15 protein-coding genes are annotated in these 18133 nt (G+C 48.9%); 3 read left to right on the top strand and 12 right to left on the bottom strand.

Features of this window, described 5'->3' with window-relative positions; translation table 11 throughout:
- Positions 1–83: 83 nt before the first annotated feature.
- The 9 genes from ABD031_RS03005 to aspS all read right to left on the bottom strand — a co-directional run bounded on the left by ABD031_RS03005 (position 84) and on the right by aspS (position 12003).
- Positions 84–1394, bottom strand: coding sequence for a BatD family protein (locus ABD031_RS03005; RefSeq protein WP_343848318.1), 1311 nt, complete (start codon positions 1392–1394; stop codon positions 84–86).
- Entirely contained in the window at positions 1378–3105 is a 1728-nt protein-coding gene (locus ABD031_RS03000; RefSeq protein WP_343848317.1) for a VWA domain-containing protein, read from the bottom strand. The genes ABD031_RS03005 and ABD031_RS03000 overlap by 17 nt, the downstream gene beginning before the upstream one ends.
- Positions 3098–4105 (bottom strand): VWA domain-containing protein, encoded by a 1008-nt coding sequence (locus ABD031_RS02995; RefSeq protein WP_343848316.1) that lies wholly within the window; start codon positions 4103–4105, stop codon positions 3098–3100. The genes ABD031_RS03000 and ABD031_RS02995 overlap by 8 nt, the downstream gene beginning before the upstream one ends.
- On the bottom strand, positions 4089–4589 hold the full coding sequence (locus ABD031_RS02990) for a DUF4381 domain-containing protein (RefSeq protein WP_343848315.1): 501 nt from the start codon (positions 4587–4589) through the stop codon (positions 4089–4091). The genes ABD031_RS02995 and ABD031_RS02990 overlap by 17 nt, the downstream gene beginning before the upstream one ends.
- The gene (locus ABD031_RS02985) at positions 4586–5521 is read right to left on the bottom strand and encodes a DUF58 domain-containing protein (protein WP_343848314.1); all 936 of its coding nucleotides are present in this window, start codon (positions 5519–5521) and stop codon (positions 4586–4588) included. The genes ABD031_RS02990 and ABD031_RS02985 overlap by 4 nt, the downstream gene beginning before the upstream one ends.
- Positions 5522–5533: 12 nt before the next feature.
- Positions 5534–6499: an AAA family ATPase gene (locus tag ABD031_RS02980; protein ID WP_343848313.1), complete on the bottom strand. Its 966-nt coding sequence runs from the start codon at positions 6497–6499 to the stop codon at positions 5534–5536.
- Positions 6500–6587: 88 nt separating this feature from the next.
- Positions 6588–8108, bottom strand: coding sequence for an arylsulfatase (locus ABD031_RS02975; protein WP_343848312.1), 1521 nt, complete (start codon positions 8106–8108; stop codon positions 6588–6590).
- A gap of 149 nt (positions 8109–8257) precedes the next feature.
- Positions 8258–9826, bottom strand: coding sequence for an arylsulfatase (locus ABD031_RS02970; protein ID WP_343848311.1), 1569 nt, complete (start codon positions 9824–9826; stop codon positions 8258–8260).
- A 419-nt stretch (positions 9827–10245) separates the two neighbouring features.
- Positions 10246–12003: an aspartate--tRNA ligase gene (aspS, locus tag ABD031_RS02965; RefSeq protein ID WP_343848310.1), complete on the bottom strand. Its 1758-nt coding sequence runs from the start codon at positions 12001–12003 to the stop codon at positions 10246–10248.
- 293 nt (positions 12004–12296) lie between these two features.
- Here aspS and ABD031_RS02960 point away from each other — a divergent pair, with 293 nt between their 5' ends.
- Together ABD031_RS02960 and rluF are read left to right on the top strand one after the other, a co-directional pair.
- On the top strand, positions 12297–13601 hold the full coding sequence (locus ABD031_RS02960; RefSeq protein ID WP_343848309.1) for a peptidoglycan DD-metalloendopeptidase family protein: 1305 nt from the start codon (positions 12297–12299) through the stop codon (positions 13599–13601).
- Positions 13602–13673: 72 nt separating this feature from the next.
- A complete protein-coding gene (rluF, locus tag ABD031_RS02955; RefSeq protein ID WP_343848308.1) occupies positions 13674–14405 on the top strand; it encodes a 23S rRNA pseudouridine(2604) synthase RluF in 732 nt (243 codons plus the stop codon).
- A 51-nt stretch (positions 14406–14456) separates the two neighbouring features.
- Here the strand turns inward: rluF and ABD031_RS02950 are convergent, their stop codons facing one another.
- From ABD031_RS02950 to ABD031_RS22345, 3 genes are all read right to left on the bottom strand, one after another.
- Entirely contained in the window at positions 14457–15389 is a 933-nt protein-coding gene (locus tag ABD031_RS02950) for a hypothetical protein (protein ID WP_343848307.1), read from the bottom strand.
- Between the two features lie 188 nt (positions 15390–15577).
- A complete protein-coding gene (locus ABD031_RS22350) occupies positions 15578–15799 on the bottom strand; it encodes a glycoside hydrolase family 16 protein (protein ID WP_425542699.1) in 222 nt (73 codons plus the stop codon).
- A 90-nt stretch (positions 15800–15889) separates the two neighbouring features.
- Positions 15890–16204 (bottom strand): glycoside hydrolase family 16 protein, encoded by a 315-nt coding sequence (locus ABD031_RS22345; RefSeq protein WP_425542698.1) that lies wholly within the window; start codon positions 16202–16204, stop codon positions 15890–15892.
- 504 nt (positions 16205–16708) lie between these two features.
- Between ABD031_RS22345 and ABD031_RS02940 the strand changes: the two genes are divergently transcribed.
- Complete coding sequence (locus ABD031_RS02940) at positions 16709–18133, top strand: aldehyde dehydrogenase family protein (protein ID WP_343848306.1); 1425 nt, start codon at positions 16709–16711, stop codon at positions 18131–18133.

The raw sequence follows: 18133 nt of genomic DNA, 5'->3' as shown, positions 1-18133 counted from the left end.
TATATCAAAAATACCTACTACATCGATTGTGATGAGTCGGGAATCAGCCCCAGCAGGGCGAAATCGGGGTTTTAGCCCCCGGATTAGGGGTTGATCCAGCCGGAATCCAGCGGCCTGTCACGATGCAGGTAGGACTGTCGGGCTTTTTCCCATATTTCCATACTGATCGTTGAAAATTCAACCTTCGTTTTCGATCCACTCTTGACTCCAAACTTTCGAAGGAAATAACTCACGCTTGGCTCTTCCAAGTGCATCGAGTCTATCCACCGGTATAGCTTGGTAGAAATTTCACTGCGATCACCAGAGCGGAGAGCCTTTTTGAATTGGTCGAAAAAATAAGCCTCAGAGACGAGGTAGGCTGACCTTTTGGCTTTCTGACGGAAGTAGAGCTGACGGAGAATTTTGAAAAGAAAAATCAACACCACAATGCCCGCCAGCACAAAAGCCCCAAATCGCATCGGACTCATTCCCATAATCGTCCATGGCTTTTCTTCCGCCTTTTCCTCCAAAATCTCTGCCTGCTGCTGTGCCAAAGAATCCCGCACACTGGCCAAGACCCCAAGGTCTGGATTGGGAGCCACTTCAATCGTGACCGCCTTCAAGGTCCGCTTGTAAAGCTTTTGATGGTAGGGATTATACCAGGTAAAGACCATCTCGGGGATCGTCACTTCTCCTTCCTTTTCGAAGAGATAGCGCATCGTTTCCGTGCGGGTGGCACTGATCGAGGTCTTGTCCTTGTTGTTGTTGACCCCACTGCGGGAGGGGTACTCACTGACAGTGGGCAGACTGTCCCATTCTATCGGCGGGATGAGTTCGGAGACGGTGCCAAATGCCGTCCGGGTAATCTGGCGCTGGAGGACATCCCCCACTTTCACATGCTGGTGGTCCCGGCTGCCATCGGGACTAGTCCAACGCTCGCTCACACTCAATCCACCGGCCACCAGCCACTCACTGGATGCAAAAGCAGCGGGAGCCGGCTTCACCTTGATTGTCTTTTCCTTTGTTTTGACGGTATGTTTCACCCCCTTGAAATCGCCCGGTGCCGGCGACTCTACCTCGATGTCCAGCACTGGGAAAGTGACATTTCCTATCTCGTAGGGAAACACGTGGTATATCTGCTCCACTCCTGCGTAGGTGTTCCCGTCTCTTTGAAAGGAAGTACTCACCGGGCGGAAGTACACTGAAAAAGCACTTTTGACTTTGATGTTTCCCAGGTCCAAGCCACTCGTAAACCATGTCGAAGTGTAGACCTTCACAGTCACCTCTACAGGCTCGCCGACATAGACCGAACTTTTGTCCATCGTCACATCCGCCCAGATCGTTTGGGCGAAAGACGGGATTGACAGCGCCAATGCAAGCCCCAAGGCCATTACTATCCTACCACTTCTTCCCATCTGCCTTCGGTTTTTGATTGCTCTTTTTCACCTGATACTCAAACTTCTTTTGAAGAAACAGCGCCGGATCGTCGTCCACCTTGCGCATCAGCATCTTGTCGGACATAGGTTGCTTGGAGGCCGTGATGTCGTCCGGCACCTCATCAAGCTCCTTGCCCATGTGGATGTTTGAGTTCACCGTCTCCTCGTTGCGCGCGGTCTCCATGTCTTTCTTTGTTGCCTCCTGACCTCCGCCGCTGAGATCTTCCATACTGTCATTCTGTTTGTTTTGGGCCTTTTTCCCCTGGTCTCCGTCATCGGCTTCTTCGGCTTTCTCAGGAGTCATCCCACTTTCTCCTCGGGGCATTTGTTGAAGCTGTTGATTGGCCTGTTGCGCTGGCGCAAAATCAGGATCCAACTCTGCGGCATTCTGAAAAGCCAGCATCGCTGCCAGCGTGTCGCCGGATTGGAAATAAGCCAAGCCAAGATTGTAGGTTCCCTGGGCAGTAGTATCCTGTTGAAATTCCTCGATTGCTGCGGAGTAATTGCCCGCTTTGAAGTTGGCCACACCCTTTCGCATCGGGTCGTCAAAGCGCTGGGCAGCTTGTGCAAAATCCCCGCGATCGCTCAATCTCTGTCCTTGAAAGTCTGGAGTGTACCAAAGATTGGCAAACTTCGATCCTTCTGTACAGGAGGAAAACAGGATCAAGACGAGCCCATACATCACCCAACCCCGGCGGAACCACAGCAGTAATAAGAATGCCATCGGGATCACCAACAGCAAGCCCATATCCCGCCAGGCGTCGTCTTTCTCCTCTGGCTTCTCGGTAAACTTGAGATTGTCAGAGATCGATTTGCTAATCAAAGCGACATCGCTGTCATCCAAAGTCAAGTCGTGGACAGACACCCGATCCAATGAGGAAAGCTGGGAAAGAATCTGCCGATCCAGGGAGGAATGGACTACATTTCCTTCGGAATCTTTAAAGAATGCCTTAGAATGCGGCATCGGCACATCCGCTCCCGCGTCAGTCCCCATCGGGAGTACGGCCACTTTCCCCGCATTTGCCTGCACAAACTGCTGGATCGCAGCAAATTCCGCTTCCCCAAGATCGTCGGAAAGAAGCAGGACAGTTCCAGGAGCCGTGGTCACGCTCATAACCGAATCTGCCAAGACAAAAGCATTCTCCAGATCCGAACCCGGAAAGGGCATCGTACTGGGACTCAACCCATCGATATGGCTGGTGATGATCTCATAATCCCGCGTCAGGGGCACTATCGTATGGGCCGTTCCGGCAAAGCCCACCAAAGCCACGCGTGCCTGAGGGTTTTGCTCCAGCAGATCGCTGATCTTAAACTTCGCCCGCTCCAGCCTGTTGGGCTGCAGGTCGGCGGCCATCATGCTCTGGGAAAGATCGAGCAGGATCACCACCGGGGTTTCCAGCTCCTGTCCCGGCACCTCCACCTTCTTCCAAGTCGGCCCCGCCAGTGCCAATACACCCAAACTCAGCGCAAGCGCCAGCATCAGCTGCATCGCGTACTTAGCTCCTTCACTTCCTTTTTTGATCACATAAGGGCGCAGATGCGGCGCAATGACTTTCTTCCAAGCCAAATCCTGCCGCATGCTCAGCAAGCCAATCAGTGGCAAGAGCAAAACCGGCACGAGCAACCAGAGAAACTTTGCCCGGAGGAAATGAAAGGCCTCCCAGTCAATCGGAAAAACCCCATCAAACATACGCGCCCTCCTTTCTGCTTGCTTTTCTGATAAGCTGAACTATCGACCCCACAAAGGCACTAAAAATCAACAAGCCCAAGGCTGCGCCAAGCGGATAATAATAGAGTAAGGTCACCGGTCGGTTTTCCATCTCCTCGTACTCGATCGGCTCCAGCTTGTCTACTTCATCGTAGATCTCCGCGAGTCTGCTTTCATCCTTTGCCAGAAAATACTGGCCATTGGTCATGTCGGCAATGTCTTGTAGAGTCCCCTCGTCCAGGTCGCTTCCGCTTTTCCCCGGATCGCCTATGCCGATGGTGTAGATTAGGATGGAGTCTTTTGCCGCCAGATCTGCGGCGTCGAGCGGCAACACATCGTCACCCGAATCGATCCCATCAGTCAGCAACAGCATGACCTTGGTCTCGATCGTATCTTTTTCAAACATCGCCACCCCCTTGGCTATCGCCTTGCCGAGATGGGTCATCTGTCCGGCCATCCCCACGTCCGCCTCATCCAGCATCTGCGCGACGGTCTGCAGATCGGGGGTAAAAGGTGCCTGCACATAGGCATTGGTGCCAAAGAAGATCAAGCCCATGCGGTCTCCCTTTCGCTTCTCAATGAACTCGTGCATCACTTCCTTCACCGCATCCCATCTTCTCGCTTTTTGCCCATCGATCACCCAGTCATTCTGGGCCATGCTAAAGGAAATATCCGCTGCAATCAGAAAATTTCGGGAAGTCTTGACCTTCATCTCAGGCTTGCCGACTAGCTGTGGGGACGAAAGTGCAGCCAGAAGCAGCGCCCAGCTCAGCATCAAGACCAGCCATTCGAAAAAATTCCTCCGCTTGACCAAAGCCGACTTTCGAGGCTTTTGCCCCGTGTAGTTGAGCGCGCGGTCGTAGGTTGGCAGGGTGATGGACGCGCTTCGCATCCTCAGAGGCGGCAGTAGCCAATAGAGCAGCAGCGGCAAAGGCAGCAGCCAAAAGACCCAAAGGTGCGCTATTTCAAAGTTTGACGGCATGCGTTTTCACCCATTGTTTAGCGTTGGAGATAATAGCCTGGCGCGCTTCCGATGGCAAGGCTTCGTTTTGGTAGATGGCCAGCTGAATCTGCTTGTCTCGGCCGAGCATTTTCACATTCTTGCCGCTGGACTCCAGGAATTTCAGCCATTCGGCACCGGAGAGTCTCCCGACTTTTTCCCGTCCAAAAGCATGAATGGCGGTTCGCTTCAGCACCACAAAGATTTCCATGGTCTCGCCTTGTCCGATAGAATCCAAGCTCTTGAGCGCCTCCCTGCGGTAGGCATTTCGCCGATAGTGTCGATACCAGAAAAAGGCAGCGACCAACAATCCCAGCAAGATCAGTCCGCCAAGGATTGGCCAGCCAACTGTCTCAAAGGAAAACTTCACCGCATCTGGCTCGTAAAGCTTGCCCATCTCAAACTGGGCGAGTGGATTTGCCGTCGTGTCCGCTTGGGCTGCTATGCTGTCTTGCAAGTGGATCATTTTGCCGGTTTTTTAAAAAGATCCTTGATCTGATCCTCGATGGGCTGGACGGTGTCCACCTGAAATATCGGGATCCGATGCTTTTTAAGCTTCACCTGGAAATCCCTGAAATCGGCATCAAAACCTTCCTCAAACTTTTGCCGAAGGCTCTGTACCTTGCCATCTACGGCGACTTGCGTCTGTTCGTCGCCTGCGACAAACTTGACCTGTGCAATATCCCGCTCGAAAGGATCGCTGACCTTGGCCAAGATCACGTCATTGTGCTGGGACAGGATGGTGATGGACTTCAGGACGCTGGGGGAATAGCGGTGAAAGTCACTGATGATGATGATCATGAAATCGTGCGTGACGATGTTTTGGGTCTTGGCCGTGACCTCCTTGAGCAGGTCGTCGAAGTTCCCCGCCTTGGCGTCCAAGAGCTCTTGGTTTCGTTTCACGATGTTTTCAAAAAAACGGAGGATATTCCGGCGGTCTCTCTTGGGAAAAACAATGTCGATGCCCTGATCCGCAAAGACGATCCCACCTACACGGTCTCCCTCTTTCAATATCTTAAACGCCGCCAGGGCAGCCAGCTCGGCCGCGACGACGGATTTGGTTCTTTTTTGGGAGCCAAAAAACATGGACTTGGATTGGTCCACGAGGATCAGGGCGGGCTTTTCCTTTTCCTCACTGAACACACGCGTATGGGTTTCCTTGGTACGGGCGGTGACTTTCCAGTCGATATTGCGGATATCGTCGCCCTTCACATATTGGCGGACTTCCTCAAAATCCAGTCCCCGACCCCGAAGTTTGGAAGCATGCTTACCGCCCAGAATGCTTTTGACCTTTTGCTTCCGTGCCACCAAGTCAAAGTGGTGTGCATAGCGTTCCATGCCCAGCAAGTCCTTCAATGAGCAAAAAATATCGGCGGGGAAAGTAGTCTCTTTGGCCATGCAAAAGTGAATTTAGGCCACTACTGCAACCTGTTTGAGGATTTCGTCCAGCACCTGGTCGGGGGTGACTCCCTCGGCGTTGGCCTCGTAGCTGAGGATCAGCCGATGGCGTAGGCAGTCATGGACGACCGCACGCACATTTTCGGGGGTAACAAAGTCGCTGCCGGCCATCCAAGCGTGCGTTCGGGAAGCGCGATCCAAGGCAATACTGCCCCTTGGACTCGCTCCAAAGTCCAGCCAACCGTCCAGCTCTTCGCTGTATTTTTTGGGATAACGCGTGGCGGAGATGATGTCCACGATGTACTTCTCCATCGCTTCGGAGATCTTCACTTGGGCGATTTCTTTTCGGGCATCGAAGATGACCTGGGGAGAGAGCTTCTCTTTCTTTTCTCCTTTTGTAGCGCCTTGTTCATTTCTGTTGAGCCGTAGGATCGCCAACTCGGAGGCGTCGTCGGGATAGCTGATTACCACATGCATGAGAAAGCGATCCATCTGAGCCTCTGGCAGGGGATAGGTTCCTTCCTGCTCCACGGGGTTTTGTGTAGCCATCACCATGAAGAGCGGCTCCATCTTGTAGGTCTTGCCCGCCACAGATACCTGCCTTTCTTCCATCGCTTCGAGCAAGGCAGATTGAACCTTGGCCGGAGCCCGGTTGATCTCATCTGCCAAGATCAGATTGCTAAAGATTGGACCCTGTTGGAAGACGAACTTTTCCTCCAACTCGGGCTGGTAGATCTCCGTGCCGGTGACATCCGAAGGCAAAAGATCCGGGGTAAACTGGATTCGGCTGAGGCCGCAGTCGAGCTCGCTGGCAAGTGTCTTGATCGCTCGGGTCTTGGCTAGTCCGGGCAGCCCTTCCAGCAGCATATTGCCGTCGGCAAGCAACACCAAAATCAGCCGGTCGATCAGGTCGGTCTGGCCGATGATAGAGGCAGACATCCTGTTTTTAAGCTCTTGGATAGATTCCTGTGCAGTCATAGTGGATTTGAAAAATGGGTACTAAAAACATAAGCCAATAAAAAAGCTTATCCGACACGAGCCAGATAAGCTTTTTTAACTCTTTAGATCAATTCCTAGACGGAGAAGTCATTTGCTCTACCACCTCATCGATAGAGAGAGACGAGCCCTTAACAGGCGGATATTTCTCAAACGACTTCAGAAAATTGGCTGCCAATTGCTGTGCAGGAACAAACATCCACATATTGTCTGCATACCATCTGATGTACAAGGCGGCCTTCCAAGAAACTTCGTAGGGATCAGCTCTCAAATTGATAACGATAGGCCAGCTAGGAGATTTTCTATAGGCTTCGGCTATTGACCCTTCCATAATCGTAAAATGGAGCTTGAAATCATTATATCTTATCGCATTCAGGTTTGCGCCTGCGTCGAAGTAGAAAATCTCCTTACGGGGTGATTCTGCTACTTCTCCTTTGAAAAAAGGCATCATATTATATCCATCCAAATGAGCATTGAAAGTCTTGCCGTTTGCGGAATAACCATTTAGCATTTTACTTTTCAAATTTGGCTCACCAGCAGCCGCTGCTAGCGTCGGCATCATATCTTCATGGGAAAAAATGTCGTTGTAGACAGTTCCGGGTTTGATAACGCCCGGCCATCGGATCGCAGCCGGAACGCGGAATCCTCCCTCCCAAGTCGTTCCTTTTTCACCGGCGAACGGCGTTGAACCCCCATCAGGCCAAGTAAACTTTTCCGCTCCATTGTCAGTGGAGTACATGATGATCGTATTGTCAATAATCCCCAACTCTTCCAATTTTGCCAAGACCCTACCAACAGCGGCATCATGTTCGAGCATTCCATCTGCATACAATCCAATCCCTGATTTTCCTTCGCTCTCCTCAGTCAAATGCGTCCAAACGTGCATTCTTGTGGAGTTCAACCAAACAAAAAACGGTTTGCCGTCTGCGTGCGCTTTCTCAATAAAAGCGATTGCTGCCTCTTCAAACTCTCTGTCAACGGTTTCCATACGGGTACTCGTCAATGGCCCCGTATCTTGGATAGAGCCGTCGGCACTACTTTTCAAAACCCCTCGTGGACCATACTTCTTTCTGAACTCAGGGTCCTTGGGATAGTAATAGCTTTCAGGCTCTTCTTCAGCATTGAGGTGATACAGGTTGCCGAAAAATTCATCAAAGCCGTGTTTGGTAGGCAAATGCTCATCTCTATCTCCCAAATGGTTTTTACCAAATTGTCCGGAAACATAGCCATGCGGCTTCAAAACCTCCGCAATAGTCGGTTGGTTATCTTGAATGCCTTGTTTAGCACCTGGCATTCCAATAGTCAACAATCCAGTCCTAAATGGATGTTGGCCCAAGATAAATGCCGCACGGCCTGCGGTACAAGATTGCTGGGCATACCAATCGGTAAAGATCGCTCCCTCTTTGGCAATCCGGTCGATATTGGGAGTCTTATAGCCCATTAGTCCATTGTTGTTAAAACTAACGTTGGACCATCCGATATCATCTCCCCAGATGACCAGGATGTTTGGCTTGTCCTGTGCCTGAGCCAGCATGGGCAGGCAAAACAGCACCAGGACAGCTGATTTGAAAATTGAGAGTTTGTGTTTCATGCAAAAATTGGTTTTTAAAATTGTTCAAATCTTGAAATAACATCTCCAAAACCTCAGTAGAGACAAAATGTTTAATCCGGATCGTTGAAGCTTAATGCCTTTGGTAGGATATGGAAATTTAATGCTAGCCTATCGCTTCAAAGACAACTTTACTTTCCTTCCTGCCCAGCGGTCAGAGACTTCATCACCTCATCGAGATTGAAAGAGTCCGGCCGCTGCCTTGGAGGGAAGTCCACAAAAGTCTGGATCATCTTGCCCGCGATCGCTTGTGAGGAGCCTCCGGCAAACTGGATGATTCCCTCCATCCATTCATAGTAGCTGTTGGAATTGTGCTGTGCTCGCTCGAAAGGATCCATGCGCAGATCAAACACTAGCGGAATCCTCAGCTGCACAAAAGGATACATCCATACTCCGAACTGGGAAGCCTGCTGCTCCATGAAGACCAGCTTCCAGCGGTCATAGCGCATCGCTACGAGTTGGCCGTCGTCGTTCCAGTAGAAGAATTCACGCCGAGGGAAGTTAGTCGCCCCGTATTGGTCTTGGGTGACTTCTTTTTCCCCCGTGAGGAAAGGCAGAATATTATACCCGTCCAAGTGGACTTTGTAGGTGGAATTCACACCCTTGTAGCCTGTCAAGAGCTTTTCTTTGATATTTGGCTCGCCCACAGCAGCCATCAGGGTCGGTACCCAGTCATTGCCAGCTACGATTTCGTTGATCACGGTACCCGGCTTGATTTTGCCCGGCCATTTGATGATCATCGGCACGCGGTAGCCTCCATCCCAGTTGGTATTCTTTTCTCCTCTGAATGGAGTAATCCCCCCGTCGGGCCACATATTGAAGTGCGGGCCATTGTCGGTAGTATATAGGATGATGGTATTGTCCGCTACACCTAGATCTTCGAGTTTTTTCAACAGCTTTCCTACTTGGTCGTCATGTTGCACCATGCCGTCCGCATACTCGCCTAGACCAGTCTTTCCGGAGTATTCATCAGGCACGTGAGTCACGTAGTGCATACGGGTCGTATTGAACCACACAAAAAAGGGCTTGTCTGCATCTACTTGACGATCCAGGAAATCTTCGGTCGCAGCAAGGACTTCCGCATCGATGGTCTCCATCCGCTTTTTAGTCAAAGGCCCCGTATCCTCGATCTTGCCATCAGCCGTACTGCGAATCACCCCTCTTGGACCGAATTGTTTTTTGAACTCCGGATTTTTGGGATAATAGGGGTTTTCGGGAGCTTCCTCTGCATTGAGGTGGTAGAGGTTTCCAAAAAACTCATCAAAGCCGTGATTGGTCGGCAAGAACTCGTCCTTGTCCCCGAAGTGGTTTTTTCCAAACTGTCCCGTCGCATAGCCCAGGGGTTTGAGTAGTTCAGCCAAAGTGGGATCCTCTTTCTGGATGCCCACCGATGCACCGGGTATACCGACTTTGGTCAGGCCAGTCCGCACAGGCATCTGCCCGGTGATAAAAGCCGCCCGACCTGCCGTACAAGATTGCTCAGCGTAATAATCCGTGAAAGTTGCCCCCTCCGCTGCAAGCTTGTCAAGATTGGGCGTGCGATACCCCATCATCCCCCGATTGTTGTAGCTCAGGTTCCAATAACCGATGTCATCCCCCATGATGACTAGGATGTTTGGCTTGTCCTGAGCCTCAGCCATGATCGGCGAAAAGAGCATCAGGAAGACAGCCGCTTTGAGAATGGAAAGTTTGTGTGTCATGTAAAAATTGGTTTTTAAAAGTTACCGAATCTTGAATTTGTGGCTTAATAACTTAGATAAAGTCAATAAATGTAAAAGATGCTTGAGAAAGTTAAGGCAAAAATTAAAGCAATAAAAAAAATCAAACTAAAAACAGCTAAAAGTTTCGAAGAGTCGTCTATTCTTTTAATTAACAAGAATCTTCAAAGCAAGCGTAACTCCAAATTCGTTTTAAAATGAACGAACAACAGATATCTGCAAAAATCGACATCCCCCTCTCTTTTGGGAGGAAAAAGGGCTTTCGGAAAAAACGAAAAAAAATAGCCGCACTCTTCTCTTCCAATAGAGAATCCGTTGGTTCCCGCTACGGTGTTCTCCATAACTTAAAAACCCATCTCGCAATCAGCAAGATGGGTTTTTAGGTTTTAATAAACAGTCTTCTATCGTTGTTCTAGGCTCACCCGGATCGAAAGTTCCTCTAACTGCTCTTGGGCGATGGTGCTCGGCGAGTCGATCATCACGTCTCTACCCGAGTTGTTTTTCGGGAAAGCGATGTAGTCCCGGATCGAGTCCGAACCACCGAAGATTGCACAGATGCGGTCAAAGCCGAAGGCTATTCCTCCGTGTGGCGGTGCTCCGTATTCGAAGGCTTCCATCAGAAATCCAAACTGCTTTTGCGCTTCCTCATCGCTAAATCCCAAATGAGTAAACATCAACTGCTGCGTAGCGCGGTCGTGGATACGGATCGATCCGCCACCTACTTCTACCCCATTGATCACGAGATCATAGGCATTGGCGCGGACGGCCCCAGGGTCGGTCTCCAACAGCGGAATATCTTCAGCTTTCGGAGAAGTAAATGGATGGTGCATGGCATGAAAACGCTTGGTTTCCTCGTCCCATTCCAACAACGGGAAGTCCAGCACCCAAAGTGGCTTGTAGGTATTTCTGTCTCGTAGACCCAGTTCTTCACCCATCTTAAGTCGCAATTCAGAAAGCTGTTTGCGGGCCATATTGGCATCTCCACTCAGGACTAGCATCAGATCACCAGGCTCTGCACCGAATGCATCTGCCCAAGCTTGAAGATCCTCGGGAGAATAAAACTTATCCACGCTTGACTTGAGCGAGCCATCTGCGTTGTATCTCAAATAGATCATGCCTTTGGCTCCGATCTGCGGACGCTTCACCCATTCGGTCAACTCATCGATTTGCTTTCTGGTATAACCTGCAGCTCCTTTGGCGCAGATCCCAACGACCAACTCCGCGTTGTCAAAGATCGCGAAGTCCTTGCCTTTGGCCAGTTCGTTGAGCTCGACAAATTTCATATCGAAGCGGATGTCTGGCTTGTCGTTGCCATAATACTTCATCGCGTCAGCAAAAGTCATGTGGTCAACATGGCCGAGATCAATTCCTTTCACTGAAGAAAATAGGTGTTTGATCAGTCCTTCAAAGGTATTGAGGATATCTTCTTGGGTGACAAAAGCCATTTCGCAGTCGATCTGCGTAAACTCGGGCTGACGATCTGCACGGAGATCCTCGTCACGGAAGCATTTTACAATCTGAAAGTAACGATCAAATCCAGATACCATCAGCAGCTGCTTGAAGGTCTGAGGAGACTGAGGCAAGGCATAAAATTCGCCTGGGTTGGTGCGGCTTGGCACCACAAAATCCCTTGCTCCCTCAGGGGTTGACTTGATCAAGACCGGAGTCTCCACCTCAATGAAGTCTTGCGCGTCCATATATTTACGGGTCTCCTGCATCATACGATGACGAAGCTGAAGCTTTTCCCGCACGACTCCGCGTCTCAGGTCGAGGTAGCGGTACTTCATTCTGAGCTCATCCCCACCATCCGTTTCATCCTCGATAATAAAAGGTGGCACTTTGGCGGCATTGAGCACTTCCAGCTTGCTGACTTTGATTTCGATCAGGCCGGTTGCCATTTTCTCGTTTTTAGCCGTCCGCTCTATCACCGTACCGGTGGCAGATACGACAAACTCTCGTCCCAATTGAGCCGCTTTGTCCAGCAGGCTTTTTTCGGAAGATCCTTCTTCAAAAATCAATTGGGTTAGACCGTACCGGTCACGCAAGTCCACCCAGATCAATCCGCCTTTGTTACGGACACGCTGAACCCAGCCCGCAAGGGTCACTTCCTGATTTACATGGTCGAGGCGCAATTCGCCGCAAGTATGAGTTCTCAACATTTTGATTCCTTGATTTTTTTGGGAGGTCAAAGATAAATAATAGATCCAGAGATTAGTGATTCTGCTTTGAAGATTCGCAACAAATGGAAGGTTCGACTCGCAGAACGTTGGAATTTCTGAGCAAAAATTAAAAAGTTATCAATCAGGCTCTTTCACTTTCCCTATTCTTTCTGCAACATTGCGGCACGAATATTGGCGTATTCTCAGATTCTGCGGCTATTCTTTTGGAATTGGCCGCCAATTTGTATTGATTAGATATCAATTAAGTATTACCCCCTATAAATCAGCGCTTAATGAACAATAAATGGATAGGTGTTGCGGCTATTGTACTCACCTTTGGAGCCGGCACCATTTTCCAAATTACAAAAAAGAGTAGCCCGTCTGTAGATGAGCAAGCGGTGGCAGCGTTAGATAGCGCCGGAATTGCGAAAGAAAAGGAGGTATTTCTTTATGGCATCAATGTCACCGGTCTGAACATCGTAGAAGGAACCGTGAACAAAAATCAGACGCTCGCCTCCCTCCTGTCACCGTTCAACGTACCCTATCAGATCATCGATCAGATCGCCAGAAAATCTAAGGAGATCTTTGACGTACGCAGCATCGCCGCTGACAAGAAATTCACCGTCATCACTCCCTCCGGCTCAGATCAAGCCCAATTTTTCATCTACGAGCCCAACCCTTCCGAATTTGTCGTGTTCAACTTGGACTCGATGGAGATATATAAGGCTGAAAAACCCGCTGTCTATCAAACCCGCGAAGTAGGCGGAGTCATCGAAAGCTCTCTTTATGTGGACATGGACAAAAAGAACGTTTCCATCAGCGTAATTAACAAGTTTGCGGACATGTTTGGTTGGTCGGTTGATTTTCAGGCTTTGCAAAAAGGAGATCTGTACAAGGTCGTCTATGAAGAGAAAATCATCGATGGAACCGTCGTTGGAATCACTGGAATCCAACTTGCGCTGTTTGAACACAAAGGAAAGGCCTATCATGCGATCCCGTTTGAGCAAAACGGCGAAACGAATTTCTTCGATCAGGATGGCAATTCATTGAAAAAAGCCTTCCTAAGAGACCCTTTGGAATATACCCGCATTAGCTCCAGATATAGTCTGAAGCGGTTTCACCCTGTCCAAAAAAGATACAAGGCACACTTGGGCACTGACTATGCCGCCCGCACAGGTACGGAGATTCGCTCAGTAGGCGATGGTACAGTGGTCGAGGCGAAATACAGTTCTGCCAATGGCAACTATGTCAAGATCAAACACAACGGGACCTATACGACCCAATACCTACACATGTCCAAGATCGCAAAAGGCGTCAAGGCGGGCACCCGGATTTCTCAGGGGCAGGTTATTGGCTACGTGGGGAGTACAGGTTTGGCTACCGGGCCGCATCTTTGTTTTAGATTTTGGAAAAATGGAAAACAGGAGGACTGGCTATCTGAGGAAATTCCACCTTCTGAACCCATCTCCCAAGCAAACTTAACCGCATTCAATGCCAAGAAAGCTGAGTCGCTTAATCTGCTTGCCGCAATCCCACTAAACGGAGAACGAAAACTTTTGACAGTCGTTTCAGATTCGCTTTCCGTCCAGGGACTTTAAGGGAAAAACATTCACATTTTAATAATGGATTTGATCAGGTAAATTTCCGGTCAAATCCATTTTCTTTTTACCATGGCTGAAGATTCTTCGATTCGAATCAATAAGTACCTCAGCGAGGTGGGTTTCTGCTCCAGACGGGCAGCCGACAAGCTTTTGGAAGAAAACAGAATCACCCTCAACGGGAAACTTCCTGAATTGGGCACCAAGGTTTTCCCGCAGGATGAAGTGCGGGTCGATGGCAAATTGGTCGGGAAGCCCAAGCAAATCCACACCTATATCGTCTTCAACAAGCCTGTCGGCATCGTATCCACGACCGATGTCAAGGGGGAGAAAAACAACATCATCGACTACATCGGTCATCCGGAGCGGATCTTCCCGATTGGCAGGTTAGACAAAGACAGCGAAGGACTCATCCTCCTCACCAGTGAAGGCGATATTGTCAACAAGATTCTCCGGTCCAAAAACAACCACGAAAAAGAATACATCGTGACCGTGGACAGACCTTTCGACGCAGGTTTTGTGCGGAAAATGTCATCCGGAATTCCAATTCTCGGCACCGTAACCGAACCTTGCAAAGTCGAGCAAATCAGCCGATTTAAGTTTCGGATCATCCTCACCCAGGGCCTAAACAGACAGATCCGCCGGATGTGTGAATTTCTGGGCTATACCGTCAAGCAGCTCAAGCGTATCAGGATTATGAATATCCATCTGGACATTCCGGTGGGAAAATGGCGGGATCTCAGTGAAAAGGAACTGGTAGAACTGAACTCGCTAATCGCGGATAGTTCGAAGACTTTTGATTGATCTGGGGATTAAGCCCTGTTAAAAGATTCTCATGGAAAATACTACAACAGTTTATTCCCAAATCTGTAAAATGGCTCCTTTACCTATGTGGTTACCACAGGAAATGACTCGTAGCTTTCCGTCCTCTGCCTTTTGAATCCCAGCTCCGGCTCTGAAGCTAACCGCCGGATCGCTTTGAAATGTTCTGGAACTTACTTTTTTGAGAACGCATCCATCATCGTTCATCACTACTTCGTATAGATCCGCCACATTTTGCTCCTTCTCATCGACGCCCATACCTACCAGATAAAGCTTCCCGTCGTCATCTCGAATCAGGTTGATGTTTTGATAAGAATGCCAAGAATCGTCGATCCAGTCGGCCCTGGGTAGGCGCTTTGTTTCAACAGTTGCAAATGGCGTAATCAGAGAAGAACCGGGAGCTTTTAGATCGATGTGGTAAAAATCCAAATTTTTTGAATCCCAGTCTCCTACGGCGACCAAAAGCTCATTTTGTTCTCTTACAATCCCCACAGATCCGGCGGTAGCACGCATGACTTCACCTTTTCGATAGATCACCCAGTTTGGTTTTTCTTGTATTTCGCTCCCATCGATCTGGTAAATATGAACCTCAGATTTGTCTTTTGCACTGTTGTCTTCTATGCCTACGGCCAGGTACCCATCTGCGAGCTGGATCCCGCCAGCATGCTTCATTGGCTTTTGACCTAGTTCTACCACCTGAATCACCTGATTGCCAATGACCACCAAATAATAGGCATACGTGCTGGAGCTTCCTGAAAGCACAAATGAATCATCGCCTGAGGGGTGAAATTGAACTCCCTGTAAATGTCCTCCTTCCTCATTTAGGGGCAGGGCATTGGAGTAAAAAATAGTCCGGGGACTTTTTGCTATTTCATTAAACTGCTCAGGAATGCTTTGGGCAGCTACTTCAAACGTGAGGCAGAGGAAAGTAAAAGTCAGTGCGGAAGCCTTAAGGAATGGTATCATTAGAGCCAAATTATAGAAAACATCAGTCGGGAAAAAGAGTCTTTCGCTGCTGCTACGATTGATAGCATCCCCGTAACTTTCACCTAACTCTGATCGCTCCTTTACTTCGAAGTCTCCATTTGTCGGATAGACTCCGATAGTTCAGGATTCAATTTCGCTGTTGATTGAGTCAAAAAATTAGACAAGCTCTACTTTTTCTGATACACCCGGACATAGTCCACCACATACTCCCGGGGGAAAGCAGTTTTGCTTGGATCTCCGCCATTTCCGCCAATCGCCAAGTTGAGCAATAGATAATGGGGATGTCGAAACGGATTGAATCCATCTGGGTTGATGGTCCGGGCAAGATCGATCTCATTCAGCAACTGATCATCCAGAAATAGCTTGATGGACTTTTCGTCCCACTCCATCCGCCAAAGATGGAATTTGGACGGCCAATCGGGATCAGTTTTAAGGAAATCGGCGATAGGAATCTTTGCTTCGTCCCACCTCGCCTGCCACTAACCTTCATCCGCCCAAGCGGCGTTTGCAAGGATCGTCGGGACGTTTTTGACCCGGTAAAATTCCATGATGTCTATCTCTCCATTTGCCGGCCAGGGATTGTTAATTCCCAAAGTCCAGATCGCCGGCCACATTCCCATAGACGTGTCAATCTTTGCTCGAACCTCCAAAACACCATACTGAAAATGAAATTTGCCGTCCGTATTGATGCTGGAAGAAGTGTAGTCGGCTTGCTTTCGGTTTTTCTGCCATCCTGAGTGATCGGCTTCAAAATGCGGATTGGTTACTGATTCTCGTTTCCCTGTGATAATCAAATGACCATTTTCTACCCGAGCGTTTTGATTCTGATACCATTGCGATTCTTTGTTTCTGACAAAGCCTTCTTCAAAATTCCAGTTTGCCGCATCGACTTCCCCATTCTTTTCAAATTCCTCCTGCCAATTAACTCATAGCCCCTAGAAGCTGGATCGAATTGATTTTGAGAAAACGCTGCGTAGCTCGTAAGTGCTAGAATGGCGAAGAAGAGCTTTTTCATAAAAAAAGTAAACTTTAAGATGGCACTTTAGATTCTTATCGTCGGGATGATTTTTGTCAAAAACCATTGGCGAGGAGAAAGATACTCATTCGAAAGAATGCAAAAACAAAACCCAAGATACGGGACTGAATTTCGAGAATCGGTCAGATTTAAATGCCGGACTAACTTACGAATCGGTGAAACGTTCGCTGGGAATACTGCTTTTGACCTAAATCAAAAAAGGACTGACTCGCTTGATCCTTGTTATATTGAGAGATATTATTCTGGCCATTTAATCTTAACTATGGACTCCGACGTCTCCTCGCAATCTCATTTTGCGCATCTCCTACAGCTTCAGCAACAAACGGCAATACTCTGGAGAACCTCCACGGCCAATGAGCGGCTAGCCCGACTGAAGCAGCTGAGTGATTGGATCTTAAAGAATCAACGCTCAATTCAGACGGCGCTCTGGGAAGACTTCAAAAAGCCCGAAGCCGAGACTGATCTCTCTGAGGTCTTTCCAGTGACTTCCGAAATCAACCATGCAAAAAAGCACCTTAAAGCCTGGATGAAATCGACCAAGGCATCGATGCCTATGGCCATGTTTGGCACAAGCAGCCATATCCAGTTTGAGCCGAAGGGATGCGCCTTGATCATCTCTCCCTGGAACTACCCCTTCAACCTGACAATTGGCCCCTTGGTATCTGCGATTGCAGCTGGTTGCCCGGCCATCTTGAAGCCCTCAGAATTGACACCCAACACTTCCGCTTTGATTGCAAAAATGGTCGCTGAACTTTTCAAGCCAGAAGAGGTAGCTGTTTGCCTGGGGGGAATAGAAGTTTCACAGGAACTTCTTGCGTTACCATTTGATCATATCTTTTTCACCGGCAGCCCAAAAATCGGAAAGATCATCATGGAGAAAGCTGCTAAACATCTAGCATCGGTGACTTTGGAACTAGGAGGAAAGTCCCCGACGATCGTCACTTCTACCGCCGACATAGCCGATGCCGCCAAAAAAATCGCATTCGGGAAATTCGTCAATTCCGGTCAAACCTGCATCGCTCCAGACTACATTTTGGTTCATGAAAGCAAAAAAGAACACCTGATCGCTGAATTGATACTCGCGGTCCGGGACATGTATGATCCTGCTCATGTGGGAATCGAGAAGTCTCCGGATTTAGCCAGAATTATCGATAACCGGCATTTCAATCGGATTTCGCATTGCCTGCAGGATGCCTTGGAAAAAGGAGCCAAAATTGAGTTTGGAGGCAGAAAAAATGAAAAAGATCTGTTTATAGAACCGACCATTCTAAGTGGTATAGCTGGCGAGATGGTCATTTCTGAGGAAGAAATATTCGGCCCACTAATGCCAATCATCACCTATCGTTCTATTCAGGAAGCAATAGACTACATCAATCAAAAACCGAAACCATTGGCACTTTACATCTTTGGCTCCACCGGCGAGACAAAAGAAGTGCTGAAAAAAACGAGTGCCGGCAATGCGGTCATCGACGATTGCGTCCTGCATTTCCTGCACAACAATCTTCCGTTTGGCGGCATCGGAAACAGTGGAATAGGAAAATCACACGGATACTTTGGATTTTTGGCATTCAGCCACGAAAAAGGTGTGTTAAAACAACGAGTCGGATTCAACAACGCTACACTCCTAAGGCCTCCGTATGGGCTAAAAACTAAAAAAATTATAGGCTCCCTTATCAAATGGTTTTGA

The organism is Algoriphagus jejuensis (assembly GCF_039523455.1).
Taxonomy (GTDB): Bacteria; Bacteroidota; Bacteroidia; order Cytophagales; family Cyclobacteriaceae; genus Algoriphagus; species Algoriphagus jejuensis.
The sequence above is the reverse complement of the archived record's forward strand: the minus strand, read 5'-3'. Positions and strand labels throughout refer to the sequence as shown.